The organism is Klebsiella sp. GFKo11 (genome assembly GCF_056490265.1).
The window spans coordinates 283,304-301,147 of the sequence record NZ_CM151369.1 but is presented as its reverse complement, the minus strand read 5'-3'; the positions used below and the strand labels follow the sequence as shown (position 1 = coordinate 301,147).

Genomic DNA, 17,844 nt, shown 5'->3' with positions numbered 1-17,844 from the left:
ATTCACCCGTTATGGATGGAAGTAAAGAAACTGAACGTCAGAGACCGAAAACAGCCGCTCGCGCTGTAATACAACGTGCGCACCACCGCCCTGCCCCTGTAGCCAGCGGGAATAAAGCCCCTCGAGTATGGCACAAAATGCATTACACCAGCGGACGCGACGCGCTTCATCGCGGCTCACCGGCAGCGCCTGATGGCGCAATCGCAGACCATCGTCGCTGACGTCAACGGTGACAATCCCCCACTGGAAACGGCTCAGTTGAGCATTGATATTGGCCTCCAGTTGCCCGACCGTCTCCGATTCCGGCAACGGATGCTCATCAGCCAACGCCTCCCCCATCTGACGCAGGAAGGGCTGGCTCTCCAGTTCTCCAGCGTTGTTAAGCATGCCATCAACCATAATCAGCAGCAGATCGAACCATCCGGCAGGCGTTTGCTGCTGCTGAAACCAGGCCGTCACCAGCGCATTATTATTCTCCGTCATGATCAGTTGTCTCCCAGCATGTAGCGGATATAGAGGCCGGCGGTGCTTTCGTTATAATCGCCGAAGGTGTCATAGCCAATCTGGCCGCCGAGCGACATCTGTTTGTTGACTTTGTAATCCGCTCCGGCGCGTAGGGTGTAGCCGATCCCGCTCTTCGACGTCGCTGAATAGTAGGCTTCTTTGGCAAAACCATTGGTCACCGCGGTCTCAAGCGTCTGCTGCCATTCGGAGTTAGTCGGGAAATAAGCGCTCTTATCCTGGCTGTAAGATTGGTAGCCCACCGAGCCGCCAAGCTTCATCGTCCAGTTATCATATTTTTCCGTCAGGCTGACCGGCAGCGACACGCTAACGTAGTTCTGCGGACTGAAGTAGCCCCCTTGCCCATAGGTGAAGTAGCTCAGGTTTTTCGAGTAATCCATGTAGCTCATACTCAACCCGGTTTGCAACTGACGATACTCATCGTGATAAGGCCGCAGGTAAACCCCGGCGTTAGCGTTAATACTGGTGTTGCTGGCGACGTTTTGACCAAGGTAGCTATAGCCTCCGCCGCCGACGTAAAAACCCGCATCGCCATCGTCATAGCTCAGTTGCAGGGTGCCGCCATTTTTGGTCACCTGACCCCAGGTTTTGCCAGAGTAGGAATCCTTCAGGCCGACGTAAGAGAGCAGGCTATCGGTCAGTGAACGACGCTCGCCGGTGAAAATTAGCGACAGATAATTGGTCAACTTCGGCGACCACTTCACGCCGCCCACGACAGTATTAAGATCCTGACCCAGCGGGGTACTGCCGATATCGACGCGGTATTGATCGCCGCTCAGCGCCAGCGCCAGTTCCACGCCGTTCGCCTTCTGCGAATCCGTCGAGCCGCTGGCCTGATCAACGTTAGGTTTCAGGTTTGAAGAAGACAGATAGCTGGCAACCTGCCCGGAGTCATAGGTCCCCAGTTTCGCCAGATTCTCCATGCCGCTGCTGGTTGTGGCGTTAAAATCTGAGGCATTCAGCGTACCCAGATCGCTTAAGGCCTCCGCCCCCGGATTGCTGGCAAAGTAAGTCGTGCGCTCGGTATCGGTCATCGCCGCAATCGCCGCCTGTTCGCTGGTGGCGGTAGAAACCATATTCGAAACCGCATTAGAAAGCGGGTTTGCACCGTAGCGCCGCCAGGCGTCGCCGGTTGCCGTACCGGCATTCAGCGTAATCGGCGTGACGGTAAAGTCGAAACGCGAATCACCAAACGGTGAGGAGGACCAGGTTAGCGGCGTTTTCATTTCAGTGAGCTTGCTGGTGCCGGATTCGCCATCGCGGCCGCGAACTTCCATGCCGCCCTGCAGCCAGGTGCCGGTTTTTTCCTGCAATGTCTCCATCATGGTATCCACCTGGCGCAGCATGCGGGTCTGCGCGGTTTCAACCGGCAGGTCAGGACGCTGGATCCCCGGCAGCGTCCTGCCATCCCCCGTCGAGACCTGGGAAACCTGCCATGGCATATATTGCCCGTAGGTGGAAGCGCTGCGCGTTGTCGTGGGGGTGCGAGAAACGCCGATAAACGGGTTATCCGCCGCCAGCACGCCGCCCACGGTGGGCGTTTGCGCGCTATTGCTACTCTGTTGCCCCAACAACCTGCCGCGCGCGCTGCGCAGGTAGGTCATCGCCTGCTGGTGATGCCCCTGCGATTCAGCGACGCGCGCCAGCAGCAGCAAACGGTCAGGCGAGTTATCCGGACGCAGTCCGCCCGCCAGTTGTTCGGCCCGATCGTTGTCACCCGCCGACAGCGCGACATCAATCGCTCCGCTGCGCGCATCCTGGGTCGGCGTATCGCGGGTCATCAGATAGTCATAGACCACCCCGGCCTCTTTGTTCATTTTGCCGCTCTGATAGAGACGCGCCATAGCGAACATCAGGTCGGTATTTTGCGGGTCGCTTTGCATCGCGCCCATCAGCTTGTCATACGCCGCCGCGTAGTTGCCCTGCTCGCGCAGATGATCCGCTTCGTTAATCACGTAACCGTTGCGAATGCTGGCCAGCTGCGTCGGCGTACTGCTCGCCTGCAGTTGCGGGTTGGTTAGCAGCCTCTGCGCTTCATTGGTCAGGCCCGCCTGGTTAAGTACCGTGACCTGGTCGGCGTAATCCCCGGCATTGCCCGAGATACCACCGTTAATATTGTTGCGCACCAACGATACCGCGGTGGTGACATCGCCGCTTTGAGCCAGCAGGCGCGCCAGTTTGCCGACATCCGCCGGGGCTTTTGGCGGCGTTGCGGCCATCGCCCTAAGCGTATTGGAGGCCGCAACGGTGTTACCCTGCGCCAGATAGCTTTGCGCCGTTGCCAGCTGCAGGTTGTAGTTCACCCGCTGATGCAGATCGCGCATCTGGCTGGTCTGGCTAGCGGGAGGAATTCTTGCCAGCAGCGTTTGTGCCTGCTGCCAGCCGCCATTCTCGCTGGCAAAAAGGGCTGCGGCGTACAGCGAATTACTGCTGGCGCCGGGGCGATAAGCGGCGGCCATAATCGAGTTTGCCTCACCGTCGTTACCCGATTTTTGCAGCAACCGGGCCAGGTCGAGACGCATCCACGCATCATCCGGATAGCGGGAGACACCCTGACGCAACGTGGCGATTGCGCCCGCCACGTTGCCGCTGCTGGCCTGTGCCTGTGCCTGCCGGCGCAGCGAATCCCCCGGCATCCCGGTGACCACTCTCGGCTGTAGTTTTTGCTGCAGGCTTTCCGGCAGCGTGCGCAGCACCGTCTGCGCTTCTGCGGTTTTATTCTGATCGCGCAGAACGTAGTAGAGATTCTCCCGCGCCGGGCCGTTTTGCGGCTGATCGTTGAGCAACGCACGCAGCGTTTGCTCGGCCTGCGGCAGGTCTTTGTTGTGGCGCAAAACGTCAGCACGAAACAGCTTCGCCGCCGTTCCTTGCGTACCACCCTGCTGCGCGAGCGGTGCGGAGAGCGCCAGCGCCTGGCTGATATTGCCCTGCTTGTAAGCCTGTTGCGCCTGGGCGAGCTGGCCGTAAAACAGCGCATCCGTCGCCTGCTGACGTCGAGTCTGCGAAGCATCGCCGCCGAGGTCCGCCGCCCGGCTCAGATACTGAGAAGCCGCCTGAAAATCACCACTGCGCTGGGCGATATAGCCCATCCCTGCCAGCGCGTCTGCATCCTGCGGGTTGGTTTGCAGAACCTGTTCAAACTGCTGCTTCGCCGCAGCGGTATTGCCGCTGTTGAGGTCAGAATAGCCCTGCCCGCGCGCCTGACCGCTGCGCCGTTCGCGAAAATAGTTTTGTACTTCAGTATCCTGCGGGTGGCGCTGCATCCAGGTATCATAGAACGGCTCATCACCCGCCTGCGGCCCCATCCACAGCAGCGCCTGACGCAGACCGCTATCGGCTTCTTTGCTGCCGCTGGCCATCGGCTCCAACATGGAGATCCCTTCCCGGCGGGAGTCTTCGCGCCAGGTCAGCACCTTGCCCAACGCCACGCGCGGCCCGTTTTCCTGCGGATGCTGTGCAACGTACTGACGCAGTTCGCTCAGCGCCTGCGGATAGAGCGACTTATCGCTGGCCATCGTCATGTAGTATTCCGCCGCCAGTCCCGACGGTGGCGTGTTGCCGTTGAACATGCTCCGCCAGGTCGCCAGCGCGGCGGGAACATTGCCGCTCCGCGCCTGCTGCCTGGCCAGATTGAGCTGCCCCTGCGGCACCTGCGCCATTTTTTTAGCGCTGTCTAAATCCTGCAATCCGGGGCTATTGGGTGCCGCTTTCTCCAGCCGCGCTCGCCACTGGGCCGCCGCCTGAAGATTTCCCCCCTGCTGCGCCCACAGCGCCATCAGGTACAGCGCCTGAGTGTTGTTGGCATCGACCGACAATACTTTTTGCAGCGATTCCATCGCCAGCTCGTCGTGGGATTTTTCATGCCAGTAGTTGGCTTGTGCGAAGAGCGCCTGTAGCGCCGCATCGTTGCCTGCCGCCTGCGCTTCGCCAAATGCGCCAAGCGTCAGCGCGCCGGACAGGCACAGCGTTGAAAATTGACGGGCCGCCTTGTTATTCATTTTGCTAACTCTTTTCATTGGCTATCCCCCGAACCCAGGCGCTTACGGGCATGACGTTTAAACATCGCGGTCAGCGCCAGACCCAGAATCGACGTAACAATCAGCCCCAGCACCGCCAGCAGCCCGGAGTGTTGGTTGGCATACCACACCGCCATCATGTACCACGGCATCTGACCGCTGGGGAACGGCGTGCTGACCTGGAAGCTGCGCACGCCGTTATCGCTGGTGATCACTGCCGTATCGCCGCGAATACCGGCGTTAATACGCGGTGAATTAAGGTCGTCTTCCAGCTTCGATAGCTGATCGTCGTTGCTGGCCATCGCCACCACCACCACCCGCTTCGGGTTCCACGGCGAGCGGTAGCTGATGAACCCGCGCCAGGCGCTGCTGGAAGAGAAGTAGCGGTCAGCATCCACACCATCTGAAGCCCAATCGCCGCTCAGCTTGCGCTGGATTTTTGGCCACAATGCCGGTTCGCGCACGCTCAGCAGATTATCAACCGGGTTATAGGGGGAATCGGCCAGCAGACGCTGGTTAAACGCTTTCTGGTCCAGTGAGCTCACCGCCAGTACGTCACGATCGCGCAGCAACGACGAATTCGCACCACCTTCAGGAATACCCAGCACCACGCGGTTATTGGCCAGCGCTTTACCGGTCGAATTACCCGAACGGGCGGCCAGATTCAGCATTGTCGCCACCTGGGTTTCCGAAGGCCTCTCCGGGAGCAGCAGAGTGGTTTGCGAGTAGTCCGCCAACCGTGAGAACGGGAATGAGGCACCGACAAAATAGGAGAGATTGGGCAGCAGCGAAAAGTGTCGCGTACTGCTCAAATCAATCCATGAATCATCAGTGATTCGGCTCTTAATATTGCTATTCATCAGCACCGCACAGGGCGCGTTATCCTTCGGCACCAGATTGAAATAGAGCGAAAGCTGGTTATCACCGTAAATCAGATACGGCGCTAACGGGATGGTAAAACGCTCCTGACGCGCATCGCCGCCCAGATGACGCCAGAGTTTCTCCAGCGGCCCCTGCTTGTTCATCGGCAAGTTGTTAAGGAAGGTGTTGTTGAGCGTCACGCTCAGCAGCGATTTATCCTCATTGATCCAGTTTTCCGACGGGAAACGATAGCCAATCTGCAAAGGAATGGTTTCGCCATCCCACAGATAGAGGTCCGGCGCGGCGCGGAAGGCCACGCGCAGCGGCTCGTGCCACACGCCGCTGACGGTCATGCTTTGATCCTGGCGGATCAATTCACTGATTTTTACCGGACGATCGGTTGGGATCCAGCGCGGCGCATCATACGGTTTGCCGACCGGAATAGCCTGCGGATCCACATTCAAGCTGGGGGTCTGCGGGGCAAAATCGCCGCGAGTCAGCCGCCAGGCCGCCATCCGCAGCGCGGCGTCATTTTGGCCGACGATCAGCAGCAGCTTATAGGCCGGGTTACCGGGGTTCTCAACGATCTGCAACAACGGTTTATCGGTTTGCGGCAGCGTCAGTCCGCCAACCTGCTCGCCGGGATGACCAATAATAATGCCGTGCTTCTCCGGCAGGCGATCGCGCAGTGCGTCGAATGCAATACCGCGATAATCAGCCTGAATACCCAGCCATGACGACACCAGCGCCGCTGCGCTGAAGACGTCCGCCGTCGGTTTTTCCGGGTAAGCAATAGCAATATCCGCCGGGGTCATCTGCATGCTGTCGAAGAACGGACGCGGGAAGTGGCTTAAATCATTGCTGATATTGAGCTGCTGACTCTCCCAACTAAAATGCGAGGTGGGCAAAATCGTCACTCGCGACGTGTCGTGAATATCGAGCCGACACTGCATGGCGTCGCCGTCATTAATCTTAAAGCTCAGGTTATTGCTCGATACCATCAGCGCAGCCGGAATATCCAGCTGGTAGTGTGAGATATCTTCCCCGTCAGCTCCCAGCGGCAAGGTACCGAGCGGCTGACCGTTGAGCATTAATTGCAGCGTAGCGTTACGGGTGGCCATCTCCGGCGAGACTTTAATCTCGAGCATCAGCTGGGCATGCGTCACCACCTGATCGGAAGGCAGCGTAAAATCAGCGCCGCCCTGGCTTTGTCCGCCGCTGAGGATGATGCCGTCCGGCATTCCCATCCGCACCAGGTTCAGGTCCCCGCCCACAATCGGGGTTAATGGCACCGTATCAGGTACGCTGGGGGTTACCGGAGGCGGCATCGCGGGCAGTGAAGCCGGCTCTGCGGTGCTTTCCGTTGTGGCCGCCGAATCCGATTCATTCACAGGCGCGGGTTCAGCAACCGGCGCGCTGTCGACCCCCGCGTTAAGCAGCGGGAAATTGAGCTGCGGCAACGAGTCCGCAGGTGTTTCTTCACTATGTAGCCCGGGTGCGGAGAACATTCCAACCAGCAGCGCAAGCGTCGTTAAACGTTTCATAAGTGACCATCCTCCTGCGCGGGCTTCTCAGCAGGCGGCTGGCGACGCTGGCTGCGGCGTGTTTTCCACGTCAGCCAGAACAGTTCAAACACACAACGCAAAATGGTGACGAAAGAGCGGAACGGGTTGTCCTGCGGGCGCGGCGGATTAATCCACGCATCAGCGCGGGCCAGCACCACGCGCACCAGTTCGCGACGGCGTGAAAGCGGAACGTTTTCATCGAATTGCAGACGAATAAAGCTATCGTCAGCGGTCACCTGGCGGACGGGAATCGAGATAGCGCCTGACTGGAGAATCAGCTCAATCTCTTCAATCTCATCCTGCTGGTGACGCTTATCCGGCGCGCTAATGCGGCAGCCGCCCATCGACAGGTCGGCGGTGTGGCTACGCGAGACAATACCGCTGGCGTAGTGAATAAGCACCGGAATATCGACATCGATACGAATCGTTTTGCGCACCTGTCGGGTTTCGCGCGCCACGGCAATGGCGGCCAGCAGGAAGATCAGGCTGTAAATTCCCCAGCCAACGTTGAGCGCAATAACGTTAGGATCTGAACCAAAATAGTCGTGGCCGACAGCACGGACGATGCCGACCACCACGCCCAGGCCCAGCAGGCAGGCAACGACCAGATGCGGCCTGACGACGGTAAAGTCGAAGTAGCCAACGTCCAGCAGGCCGCCCTTATCGGTCACGTTGAATTTTCCGCGTTTGGGGAAAATCATCGTCACCAGCGTCGGCAGCACCAGGTGGAATGCCAACACGATATCGTAAATTTCGCCCCAGAAACTGTAGCGATAGCGGCCGTTCATCCGCGATCCCACGTAGATCGCCAGGAACAGATGCGGCAACGCGTAGGAGACAATCAGGCTCGCCGAGGAGTAGATAATATTCAGGTTAAACAGCAGGTAAGCCAGCGGCGCGGTGACAAACACCACGCGCGGCAGGGCAAACTGATAGTAAAGCATGGCGCTGAGGTAGCACAGACGCTGCTGGAACGTCAGCCCACGCCCCAGTAACGGGTTATCGAGACGGAAAATTTGCGTCATCCCGCGCGCCCAGCGGGTACGCTGAATCACGTGCACCACCAGACGTTCAGTGGCTAAACCGGCCGCCAGTGGAATATCAAGGAACGCCGATTTCCAGCCCAGACGCTGGAACTTCAGCGCGGTATGGGCGTCTTCGGTGACGGTTTCTACCGCAAAGCCGCCAATCTGCTCCAGCGCGGCGCGACGAATCACGGCGCAGGAGCCGCAGAAGAAGGTCGCGTTCCAGTTATCGTTACCCTGCTGGATTGGGCCATAGAACAGCATCCCTTCGTTAGGGATATTGCGGCCCACGGAGAGGTTGCGCTCGAACGGGTCCGGCGAATAGAAGTAGTGCGGGGTCTGCACCAGCGCCAGCATCGGATCATTGAGGAACCCGCCGACCGTCGCCTGTAAGAAGACGCGGGTCGCCACGTGGTCACAGTCAAAGACGCAGATCAGCTCGCCGTTGGTCAGGGTCATCGCGTGGTTGAGATTACCCGCCTTAGCGTGTTTGTTATCGTTACGGGTGATATACCCCACCCCGACGTCGGCGGCGAATACCGCAAATTCGTTGCGCTTACCATCATCCAGTAAATAGATTTTTAATTTATCTTTTGGATAATCAATGCACTGCGCGGCCAGCACGGTATCACGCACCACATCAAGCGGTTCGTTATAGCTCGGAATATAGATATCCACCGTCGGCCAGGTGCTCATGTCATCCGGCAGCGGGACGATTTCGCGCTTCAGCGGCCAGACCGTTTGCAGGTAGTTCAGCAGCAGCATCACCCAGATATAGACTTCCGCCAGGAACAGCCCCATCCCCAGAATCGCCTCGATTGTGGAGTTAAAATGCAAGGTCTGCGTCAGGCGGAAATACATATAACGGGTCGACATTAGCAGCGATGTCACGACCATAATGACCGAAACGCTGCGGTTTTTACTAAAACCCATGACGAAGAGAATACCGATGCTCAGCAAGCCAAAAATATACTGCTTTTGGCTGTCCATCGGCGTGATCACCACCAGCACGGCAATAGGCGAGAGCACCAGTACCAGCAACCAGAAAAGAGATTTTTTCATTCAGCGGCCCTGCAATTAAATTAATGCCCTGACATGCGAGGCTGGCTGTGTACCGTGCCGTCGCCAATGTTGATACCCAACTGCGCAGAGATTTTTTTGGCAATGATTTCAATATCAAAGGCGGCTGCGGAGGATGAACTAAAGTCAAGAATCGACTTCTGAGAAGCATTCGCCTCTACCACGCTTTCATCACGATGAATGACGCCCAGCAGGCGGTCACCCAGTTTTTCTTCCATCAACGCGGTGACATCGCGACTCACCTGACGGCGATTATCGCTCTGGTTAATCACAAAATAGTGTCCGTGCTTATGGTTGAGCGCCCCCCCGGTTAAACGCTGCTTTTCGACCTGCGACAGGGTCGACATCGAGGCGGTATCCGCCAGCAACGGCACCAGATGCAGGTCGGCAAGCGCCGTCAGCGCCGTCAGCGCGGGTGAGGGTCCCGGCGGCAGGTCGGCGATAGTAATCAGCCCCGGGTAATTGAGTAATGCCGCCAGGCCGCGGGTTAAAAAATGCTCGTCATGGGCCAGGCGCTCATCAAAAGCCTGGCGCTGCGCTTCACTCACGTCGCCATAGGGCAGGACGAAAATATTGCTACCGGCGCTGAGCACGCACTGGCTCCAGTCATGCAGCTCCAGCGCTTTCGCGACAAAGCCGCGCTCATCGCTAAGAGGCACGCCAAAATGCAGGCGCAGGGCGTTCTGCACATCAAAATCGAGAGCCAGAACTTTACTGCCCGCGCGGGCCAGCGCCCAGGCCAGGTTTGCCGCGAGGGTCGTTTTTCCTACGCCGCCTTTCGGGGAACACACGCAGATCAGCGGCATGTCGCAATCCTTTCTAAGAGTGATTTCAGGGGCTGGTCTTTATCTTTCGCTATCGGTTCCGGCTCCACGGTTTTCGTCGCGAAGAGATGGGCGTAGCTTTCCGCCGTCGGCACGATAGCCTGACGAGGTTTGATTGCAGGTGCGGGGACGCTGGCAGGTGCGGGTTGGGGAATCTCAACCCGAGGAGCAGGGATCGGCGGCACGACGTTTTCCGGCACAATGAACTCCACGGCGACCGGTACGGTTTTTTCAGTCGCGGCAATGGGTTGTACCGCTACAGGTTCAAGTATCACCGCCGGAGCAACCGGTGGTGTCGGAGGTGCGGCCTCGACCCTGCGGAACATATCAACAGGTACCAGCTGTGGCACGGGTAATGAAACCGATCCGCCCATAGCGATAGAGGATTCTTCCGCTACGGGAATAAGTTGATTGAGAATAACCCAATCCCCTTTTTCACTGGCGGCAGCTTCTGATGAGAGGTCCTTGAATTTTAGACTGTGTGTCCGCGTCTTTTCCTTGAAGCGCTGCAAATCATCATAATGGTTCATAGATAACCTCATGATTTTAAATACATCATATTTAATCTGTTTTAATTGTCATTCTACGCCGCTAAAGCATAGTTTAATTTGTTGTTTTTTGAACATTTGACCAGCGTTATGCCTGTCACAACACGGTTACTTTAGTACAGCTTTAATAATTTTGAATAAGCCAGGTTGGTATAATTCCATAGTGGTAGTGCGGCTACCCTATCAGTTTCTTTTCAAAATGATAGCCCCATTTTTTGGGCGGCAGCGCCGTCAAAACCCACGTAACACGCCGGGTCATTCACATAGAGTAGTTTTTTATACTGTTTAAATTTTAAAACCTGGCGTAATGCACGCCTGTAGAATACTAACGAGAATACATTTTAATATTTTTTAATCCATTTAGAAATCACTTAACTGAATTAATGAAAATAATAAATAAAGCTCAGACTTAAAATAAATAGCTCAGGATGTTATCTGAAAACCAGGAATATAATGAGTTGACCGAACAACAAAGAACAGCATCAGAAATCATTGCTGACCCTCTTTTAGACCACCTGAAGGCTTCAACAGCGTAAAATAAAATATATTCATAGAGTTAGCTTAGTTGATAGACATAGTGATTTAAGATCCTCTATATTCGATAAATGTTCGTTTTATGTTCCCGATTGTGAAGGGGTTTTTCAGTCTATACACAAAATCATTCGAGATGCATCGAGGCGGCAAGGGAAGAAATCCCCAGGAGCATAGATAACTATGTGACTGGGGTTTCTGAGTGCAGCCAACAAAGAGGCAGCTTGAAGGATGACGGGTATATCGGTAGGAAGAGGGTATGTTGATAAGCGTCCAGGCATTGAACGTCATCGTCACCATCGCGCGCTGTGGCAACTTTAGCGCTGCCGCCGAAGAGCTGCACAAGGTGCCCACGGCTCTCAGCTATACGGTACATAAGCTGGAAAACGAGCTGGGCGCCAAACTGTTTGAGCGCCAGGGCAAACAGCTAATCCTGACGGAAGCGGGCCGTTACTTTATCAAAAAAGGGCAGTTGATCCTGAGCGAGCTGGGAGAGTTGCAGCACACCACTCGTCGCATTGCCAGCGGTACAGAGACGAGCTTAAGCCTCTCGCTCAATAACATTATCAGCCTGCAACCTCTTTACGCGCTGCTGAAACAAAGTGAACACCACTTCCCGCAAACGGAAATTCAGTTGAGTATTGATGTGCATGATGGCGTCTGGGACGCGCTGCTGGAAAAGCGTGCGGACATCGCTATCGGCGCGCCTAACCAGGTGGTACGCCACGGTGAAGTCCTTTGTGCAGAAATGCCCGCCGTTGAGTGGCTGTTCGCCATTGCGCCCGACCATCCGCTGGCGGCGGTTCACCGCCCGCTACAGGCAGAAGATCTGCGCCGCTACCCGGCAATCTGTATCCAGGATACCTCCGTGCAGCTCGAGCCACAGGTTGCCTGGCAACTGCGCGGTCAAAAAGCGCTGCTCGCTCCCGATTACCACAGCAAAATTACGATGCATCTCCACGGTCTGGGCATTGGCTTTCTTCCCCGCCATTTTTGCCAGCGCTACATTGACGACGGCAGACTCGTTAGCGTGCCGGTGGACGTCAGTAAACCGCCGACGCCGCTTTTTCTGGCCTGGCAAAACGAGCCGCCCCGCCCTTGCTGCCACTGGTGGCTGACGCAGTTGCAGCGGGCGGATGTCATCGAAGGATTTTTAACCGATCTCAGCTGATCGGGTTGATAAAACGCTGACCGCCGCCGCCATTCCGGCCAGCATATCCAGACCAGACGTATGACCATACCTGGCAACCGCAGGAAAATTGACCTCAGGCGTCGCCATCAGCGCTAACAAATGCTGGCTATAGCGCCCCTGACACGCATGTCCCAGCATTTCCCGGCTGATATCCGTGGTCGCTGACAACAGTGGGGGAATGGCCCGGCGCAGCGAGGCCAGCCGGGGATGTTGCCAGTTCTCCATAACCAGCAATACGCCCACCAGGAAATCATCGCCAGAGGGCGTTAGCCCCTCCCCGCGCCCAATCAGAAAACGCAGCAGCGGAACCACATCGCCTTCGCCGTTAGCCAACCAGCGGATAAAGCGTTGATAGACATCAGCCAGCGCAGGCTCTTTTTGCAAGGCCAGTCGAATGCCAATGCGCGGTTGTCCTGCGAGGAAAACGGATAATGCACTAGCAAAACACCGCAAATTCGCAGCGTTCCCGGCAGAAATAAGCTGCGTGGAGACGGGACTCGAACCGAGCATCGACACATCGCCCCCGCGGGGTAAACAGGCCACGTTCATCCCGGCGATAAAACGGAGTCGCAAATCGTCAACGTCGACAATGATACCGTTGGGGGCCAGCGGCATTTCGCGGGTTTGCACAACCCAGAGTTCGCCATTCGGCATGAGCAGATTACAGGCGTGGGTGAAGACCGAGTGCACGCGCCCCGCTTGTCCAGAAGTCAGCCTGGCGCAATGTTTTAGTGCATTCAAAGCCATACGTTAACCTTATTTCCCGAGGGGGGTCACACTTTTGCACATCCATTTTCGCCCCCTTGACCGACCGGCTGATATCCCCTGTTCGCCGTAATCCCCACGGCATCAGGACCCCAGCCATTTTGCCTTGCCGATATGGATTTATCCCTCATATTTTTTGAGGGATAAGCAGAAAACCTTTCTGCGCAGCCATCGCGTTCTGTCCATACACTGCTAGTGTAGTCATAGCTAACAAGGGATCGTTTATGCGTACTATTCAAGCTCAACCTTTTGATTTCACGTTTGATCCTGCCAGCACTGCGCTGGTCATCATCGATATGCAGCGCGACTTTGTCGAACCCGCCGGTTTTGGCGAGGTGCTGGGTAATGACGTCTCGCATCTGCGCCGGACTATCGCGCCATGCCGTCAACTACTGGAACAAGCCCGAGCCTCAGGGTTATTTATTATTCACACCCGCGAAGGCCATCGCGTGGATATGGCGGACTGTCCCCCGGCGAAAAAAACACGCGGCGGGAAAACATTTATCGGCGAATCCGGCCCGATGGGGCGCATTTTAATTCGCGGCGAACAAGGGCACGACATCATCCCGGAGCTCGCGCCACTCCCCGGTGAACCGATTATCGATAAACCCGGCAAGGGAGCATTTTACGCCACCGACCTGGGGCTGATTCTGCAAACTCGCGGCATTAAATCGCTGATCATCTGCGGCGTGACCACGGAAGTGTGCGTGCAAACCACGGCCAGAGAAGCCAACGACAGAGGCTACGAGCTGGTCATCCCGGAAGACTGCTGCGCCTCTTACTTTCCAGAATTCCACCGCGCCGCGCTCGACATGATGAAAGCCCAGGGCGCCATCGTCGGCTGGGTCAGCGATTCAGCCAGTATTATCGGCGCGCTGCAAAACTAATTTTTCGACAACTGGTAATAACCCCATTCCGCCACATCTGTGGCGGTGGCCTCTTATTGCCCGAGGACAGGAAATGACTCTGCATTACCAATGCTTCCCTAACCTGTATAAAGACTCCGTTTCACTGATGCAGGTTTCCGCAAAACTCAATGCCTTAGAGGGCGTTGAGCAAGCTTCTGTCGCCATGGCGACGGCGGCCAATATCGAACGCATGCGCGATGCGGGAATGCCCATTACGCTTGAGGCCCGACCTAACGACCTGCTTATTGCCCTGCTGGCAGATGACGAAACGGCAAAACAGGCGCTGGCGCTGGCGGGTGAGTTACTGAGCCCTCCAGCCACAACGGAAAACACCGAAGGTACAACCCGACGCCCGGCCACCAGCATCGCCGCAGGTGTGGGGGCGTCCGCGCAGGCCAATCTGGCGCTGATTTCAGTTCCCGGCAGCTACGCCGCCGCCGAAGCGCTTAAAGCCCTGAGCGCCGGGCTGCACGTGATGCTCTTCAGCGATAACGTCCCGGAATGTCAGGAAGCGGCGATTAAGCAGTATGCCCGCGAGCGTGACCTGCTGGTGATGGGGCCGGACTGCGGTACCGCCATCATTAACGGGATGCCGCTGGGATTTGCCAACGTAGTCCGCCGCGGAGCAATTGGTCTGGTTGCCGCTTCCGGCACCGGCTTACAGGAAGTGAGCTGCCGCATTCACCACCTCGGTGAAGGTGTTTCACAAGCCATCGGCACCGGCGGTCGCGATCTGCATGAAGAGATTGGTGGTCTGAGCATGCTGCAAGGGATCGCCATGCTGGCGGACGATCCCGAAACGCAGCTCATTGCGCTGATCTCCAAACCCCCGTCACCCGCCATCATGGAAAAAGTGCTGGAATCCGCCCGTCAGTGTGGCAAACCGGTTGTAGCCCATTTCCTCGGGACAAGCGATGCGACGCTGCTGACGAATGGCATCATCCCAGCCCACAGTCTGCAGCACGCCGCGGATATCGCGGTCGCCACGCTGCGGGGAGAAACGGCCGCCGCCAGCCATTCCTTACCTGAAGCTTTACGGCAGCAAGCGGTGCAATCGATTCGCGAAATGACCGCGGAGCAAACCGACATTCGCGGCGTTTTCGCGGGCGGGACTTTCTGCTACGAAGCCCAGCTCGCGCTCCAGGCGGCGGGACTATCCTGTGAATCCAATGCCCCGGTAACGGGCGCACGGGCGCTGCAGGATAAACATCATGGTCACGGCCACAGCCTGGTAGATATGGGCGATGATGAATTCACCCAAGGACGCCCGCATCCGATGATTGACCCGGAGCTGCGTAACGCGCGCCTGCTGTCGGAAGCGCTGGACCCGCGCACCGCCGTCCTGCTGTTCGACATCGTGCTGGGCTATGGCGCCAGCATCGAGCCGTGCAGCGCCCTGCTACCCATTATCGAAGAAATTCAGCGCATTGAAGCCGCTGAACAGCGCCATATTGTCTTGCTTGCTCACGTCTGCGGCACGGATACCGATCCACAGGACAGAGCGCAGCAGATAACGCTGCTGCAAAGCGCTGGCGTCCTGGTGGCTGACAGCAATATCGAGGCCGCTCGCCTGGCGGCATTTATCGCGCAACAACGGAAATAAACTATGACGACCTTATTTCAACAACCGCTTTCGGTTATCAATCTCGGACTGGAAAGTTTTGCTGATAATCTGCGCGAAGCCGGTGGCGAAGTGCTTCATCTGCAATGGCAACCCGTGGCGCAGGGTGATGAACAGGCGGGCTGGACGCTGGCGACCCTGCTGGCCGACGAGCGTATAAAAGCCGCTAACGAACAGGCGCTACAGCGCTATCTGGATGCCCAGCCGATACTGGTCGATGTCGCCAGGGCCCGCGAGGCAATCTCCGGCCTGAACGGCGTACGCAAAATTCTTCATGCCGGGCCACCGATCGCCTGGAGCGATATGTGCGGCCCGATGCAGGGCGCGATTGCTGGCGCGATTGTTTTTGAAGGCTGGGCCAGCAGCACGGAAGAAGCAATGCAAATGGCGGCGACGGGACTGGTCGATCTCGAACCGTGCCATCATCACCACGCTACCGGGCCGATGGCAGGGATTATCAGTCCTTCCATGCCGGTGTGGATTGTAGAAAACCGCACTCACGGCAATCGCGCGTTTTGTAACTTCAACGAGGGACTCGGCAAAGTTCTGCGTTTCGGGGCCAATAACGAGGATGTGCTGAGCCGCCTGACCTGGATGGGGAACGTGCTGGCTCCCGCATTGAAGCAGGCGCTGGCGCTCAGCGGCGAAATCGAGCTCAAGCCGCTGATTGCCCAGGCGCTGCATATGGGCGATGAGTGTCATAACCGCAACGCGGCAGCGAGCGGGCTATTCTTTAAACGCCTGGCGCCGCTCCTGGCGCGTATTCAACACGGCCCGGAAGCGCTGGAGTTTATCGCCGCCAACGACCATTTCTTCCTTAATCTTTCGATGGCTGCCTGTAAATCGATGCTGGATGCCGCCTGTGATGTCCCGCACAGCTCGCTGGTTACGGTAATGGCGCGCAACGGCGTTAACTTCGGCATTCGCCTCTCCGGTACCGGTGACCGTTGGTTCCAGGCTCCGGCCAACCCCGTCGATGGCCTGTTCTTCCCGGGCTACGGTATCGACGATGCGGCAGCCGATTTAGGCGACTCAGCAATTACCGAGACCGCCGGGATCGGCGGATTTGCCATGGCAGCCTCCCCGGCCATCGTTAAATTCGTCGGCGGCACGCCAGCCGATGCCGTCCGTCATAGCCTGACGATGCAGGAAATCACCCTCGCCACCCATCCGGCGTTCACGCTGCCCGCGCTGAACTTTGCCGGTAGCGGCTGCGGTATCGATGCCCGCTACGTGGTTGATCGCAATATTCTGCCGGTCATCAACACCGGGATTGCGCATAAACGCGCGGGCGTAGGGCAGATCGGTGCCGGGATCACCACCGCGCCGCTGGCCTGCTTTACCGCCGCGCTTCGCGCGCTGGCAGAAGGAGCTGACCATGAAAAAAACTAAAGTCGCCGTCGTCGCCGTCGGCGGTAATGCATTGATCCGCAACCCCGGAGAAAATGCGCTGGAACAGCAGTACGACGCGGTGAAAGCCACCGCTGAAAATGTGGTTGATCTGATTGCCGCAGGCTGGCGCGTGGTGTTGACGCACGGTAATGGCCCGCAGGTGGGTTTTATCCTGCGCCGTAGCGAAATCGCCAAAGACGCCGTTCCTGCGGTGCCGCTGGAGTACGCGGTCGGCGATACCCAGGGCGCAATTGGTTTTATGTTCCAGAACGCGCTGAATAACGCGTTGACCGCACGCGGTCTTGATAGCATCCGCACCGTCGCGCTGGTGACGCAAACGTTAATAGACCCAAACGATACCGCCTTCAGCCATCCTGATAAGCCTATCGGCGACTATATGACTCAGGAAACGGCGGAGACGCTGGCGGCGGCTCAGGGCTGGGATATCGCAGAAGATTCGGGCCGCGGCTGGCGACGCGTCGTGGCATCACCGGCACCAAAAGAAGTCATCGAAACGCCGGTTATTCGCGCCCTGCTTGAACAAAATGTCTTAGTCATTGCCTGCGGCGGCGGCGGTATTCCTGTCTGGCGCGATACGTCTGGCAAGCTTATTGCCGCCCAGGCGGTCATTGATAAAGACCGCGCATCGGCGCTGCTGGCCTGCGAATTGCAGGCGGACATGCTGCTGATTCCGACCGGCGTTGAGCAAGTCGCCATCAACTTTGGTACACCGGAGCAGCGCTGGCTCGACACTTTAACGTTAGCTGAAGCGCAGGCCATGCTGCAAAGCGGTCAGTTCGGAGCAGGCAGCATGGCGCCCAAAGTCGAAGCCATGCTGACCTTCCTGCGATGTAATCCTGCGGGGGTTGGGCTGATTACCAATCCGGAAACCATCGTTCGCGCTATTGACGGTAACGGTGGAACCCGGTTTACCGGTTAATTTTACGCCGCCATGCGCACAGCGAATGGCGGCCCCATATTCGGGTATAAATAA

Annotated in this window: 11 protein-coding genes and 1 pseudogene; 5 read left to right on the top strand and 7 right to left on the bottom strand. The window is 57.4% G+C overall.

Annotation, left to right across the window (positions count from 1 at the left end; genetic code table 11):
- Positions 1–9 precede the first annotated feature (9 nt).
- The 6 genes and pseudogenes from bcsD to bcsO all read right to left on the bottom strand — a co-directional run bounded on the left by bcsD (position 10) and on the right by bcsO (position 10,423).
- Positions 10–486, bottom strand: a complete 477-nt coding sequence (gene bcsD / locus AC07P6_RS01375) for a cellulose biosynthesis protein BcsD (RefSeq protein ID WP_304261149.1) — start codon at positions 484–486, stop codon at positions 10–12.
- A complete protein-coding gene (locus AC07P6_RS01370; RefSeq protein ID WP_478315494.1) occupies positions 486–4,538 on the bottom strand; it encodes a cellulose biosynthesis protein BcsC in 4,053 nt (1,350 codons plus the stop codon). The genes bcsD and AC07P6_RS01370 overlap by 1 nt, the downstream gene beginning before the upstream one ends.
- Entirely contained in the window at positions 4,535–6,943 is a 2,409-nt protein-coding gene (gene bcsB / locus AC07P6_RS01365; protein WP_478315493.1) for a cellulose biosynthesis cyclic di-GMP-binding regulatory protein BcsB, read from the bottom strand. Before bcsB ends, AC07P6_RS01370 begins: the two co-directional genes overlap by 4 nt.
- The gene (gene bcsA, locus AC07P6_RS01360) at positions 6,940–9,051 is read right to left on the bottom strand and encodes a UDP-forming cellulose synthase catalytic subunit (RefSeq protein WP_478315492.1); all 2,112 of its coding nucleotides are present in this window, start codon (positions 9,049–9,051) and stop codon (positions 6,940–6,942) included. The genes bcsB and bcsA overlap by 4 nt, the downstream gene beginning before the upstream one ends.
- 20 nt (positions 9,052–9,071) lie before the next feature.
- Positions 9,072–9,864: pseudogene (bcsQ, locus tag AC07P6_RS01355) on the bottom strand (cellulose biosynthesis protein BcsQ).
- 1 nt (position 9,865) lies between these two features.
- Complete coding sequence (bcsO, locus tag AC07P6_RS01350) at positions 9,866–10,423, bottom strand: cellulose biosynthesis protein BcsO (protein WP_478315491.1); 558 nt, start codon at positions 10,421–10,423, stop codon at positions 9,866–9,868.
- An 808-nt stretch (positions 10,424–11,231) separates the two neighbouring features.
- Here bcsO and AC07P6_RS01345 point away from each other — a divergent pair.
- On the top strand, positions 11,232–12,143 hold the full coding sequence (locus AC07P6_RS01345) for a LysR substrate-binding domain-containing protein (RefSeq protein ID WP_478315490.1): 912 nt from the start codon (positions 11,232–11,234) through the stop codon (positions 12,141–12,143).
- On the opposite strand, the gene AC07P6_RS01340 is transcribed toward AC07P6_RS01345, so the two are convergent.
- Positions 12,126–12,911 (bottom strand): oxamate carbamoyltransferase subunit AllH family protein, encoded by a 786-nt coding sequence (locus AC07P6_RS01340; RefSeq protein WP_478315489.1) that lies wholly within the window; start codon positions 12,909–12,911, stop codon positions 12,126–12,128. The genes AC07P6_RS01345 and AC07P6_RS01340 overlap by 18 nt on opposite strands.
- Before the next feature lie 242 nt (positions 12,912–13,153).
- Here AC07P6_RS01340 and AC07P6_RS01335 point away from each other — a divergent pair, with 242 nt between their 5' ends.
- The 4 genes from AC07P6_RS01335 to AC07P6_RS01320 all read left to right on the top strand — a co-directional run bounded on the left by AC07P6_RS01335 (position 13,154) and on the right by AC07P6_RS01320 (position 17,790).
- A complete protein-coding gene (locus AC07P6_RS01335) occupies positions 13,154–13,816 on the top strand; it encodes a cysteine hydrolase family protein (protein WP_110276224.1) in 663 nt (220 codons plus the stop codon).
- 73 nt (positions 13,817–13,889) lie between these two features.
- A complete protein-coding gene (fdrA, locus tag AC07P6_RS01330) occupies positions 13,890–15,440 on the top strand; it encodes an acyl-CoA synthetase FdrA (protein WP_434661173.1) in 1,551 nt (516 codons plus the stop codon).
- Between the two features lie 3 nt (positions 15,441–15,443).
- A complete protein-coding gene (locus AC07P6_RS01325; RefSeq protein WP_478315488.1) occupies positions 15,444–16,850 on the top strand; it encodes a YlbE family protein in 1,407 nt (468 codons plus the stop codon).
- Complete coding sequence (locus AC07P6_RS01320) at positions 16,837–17,790, top strand: carbamate kinase (protein WP_478315487.1); 954 nt, start codon at positions 16,837–16,839, stop codon at positions 17,788–17,790. The genes AC07P6_RS01325 and AC07P6_RS01320 overlap by 14 nt, the downstream gene beginning before the upstream one ends.
- The last annotated feature ends 54 nt before the right edge of the window (positions 17,791–17,844 follow it).

Excerpts from the sequence above, each read along its gene's own strand:
- bcsO (WP_478315491.1), bottom strand. The coding sequence starts at position 10,423 with ATGAACCATTATGATGATTTGCAGCGCTTCAAGGAAAAGACGCGGACA.
- AC07P6_RS01325 (WP_478315488.1), top strand. The coding sequence starts at position 15,444 with ATGACGACCTTATTTCAACAACCGCTTTCGGTTATCAATCTCGGACTG.
- bcsB (WP_478315493.1), bottom strand. The coding sequence starts at position 6,943 with ATGAAACGTTTAACGACGCTTGCGCTGCTGGTTGGAATGTTCTCCGCA.
- AC07P6_RS01320 (WP_478315487.1), top strand. The coding sequence starts at position 16,837 with ATGAAAAAAACTAAAGTCGCCGTCGTCGCCGTCGGCGGTAATGCATTG.
- AC07P6_RS01370 (WP_478315494.1), bottom strand. The coding sequence starts at position 4,538 with ATGAAAAGAGTTAGCAAAATGAATAACAAGGCGGCCCGTCAATTTTCA.
- AC07P6_RS01345 (WP_478315490.1), top strand. The coding sequence starts at position 11,232 with ATGTTGATAAGCGTCCAGGCATTGAACGTCATCGTCACCATCGCGCGC.
- fdrA (WP_434661173.1), top strand. The coding sequence starts at position 13,890 with ATGACTCTGCATTACCAATGCTTCCCTAACCTGTATAAAGACTCCGTT.
- AC07P6_RS01340 (WP_478315489.1), bottom strand. The coding sequence starts at position 12,911 with ATGGCTTTGAATGCACTAAAACATTGCGCCAGGCTGACTTCTGGACAA.
- AC07P6_RS01335 (WP_110276224.1), top strand. The coding sequence starts at position 13,154 with ATGCGTACTATTCAAGCTCAACCTTTTGATTTCACGTTTGATCCTGCC.
- bcsA (WP_478315492.1), bottom strand. The coding sequence starts at position 9,051 with ATGAAAAAATCTCTTTTCTGGTTGCTGGTACTGGTGCTCTCGCCTATT.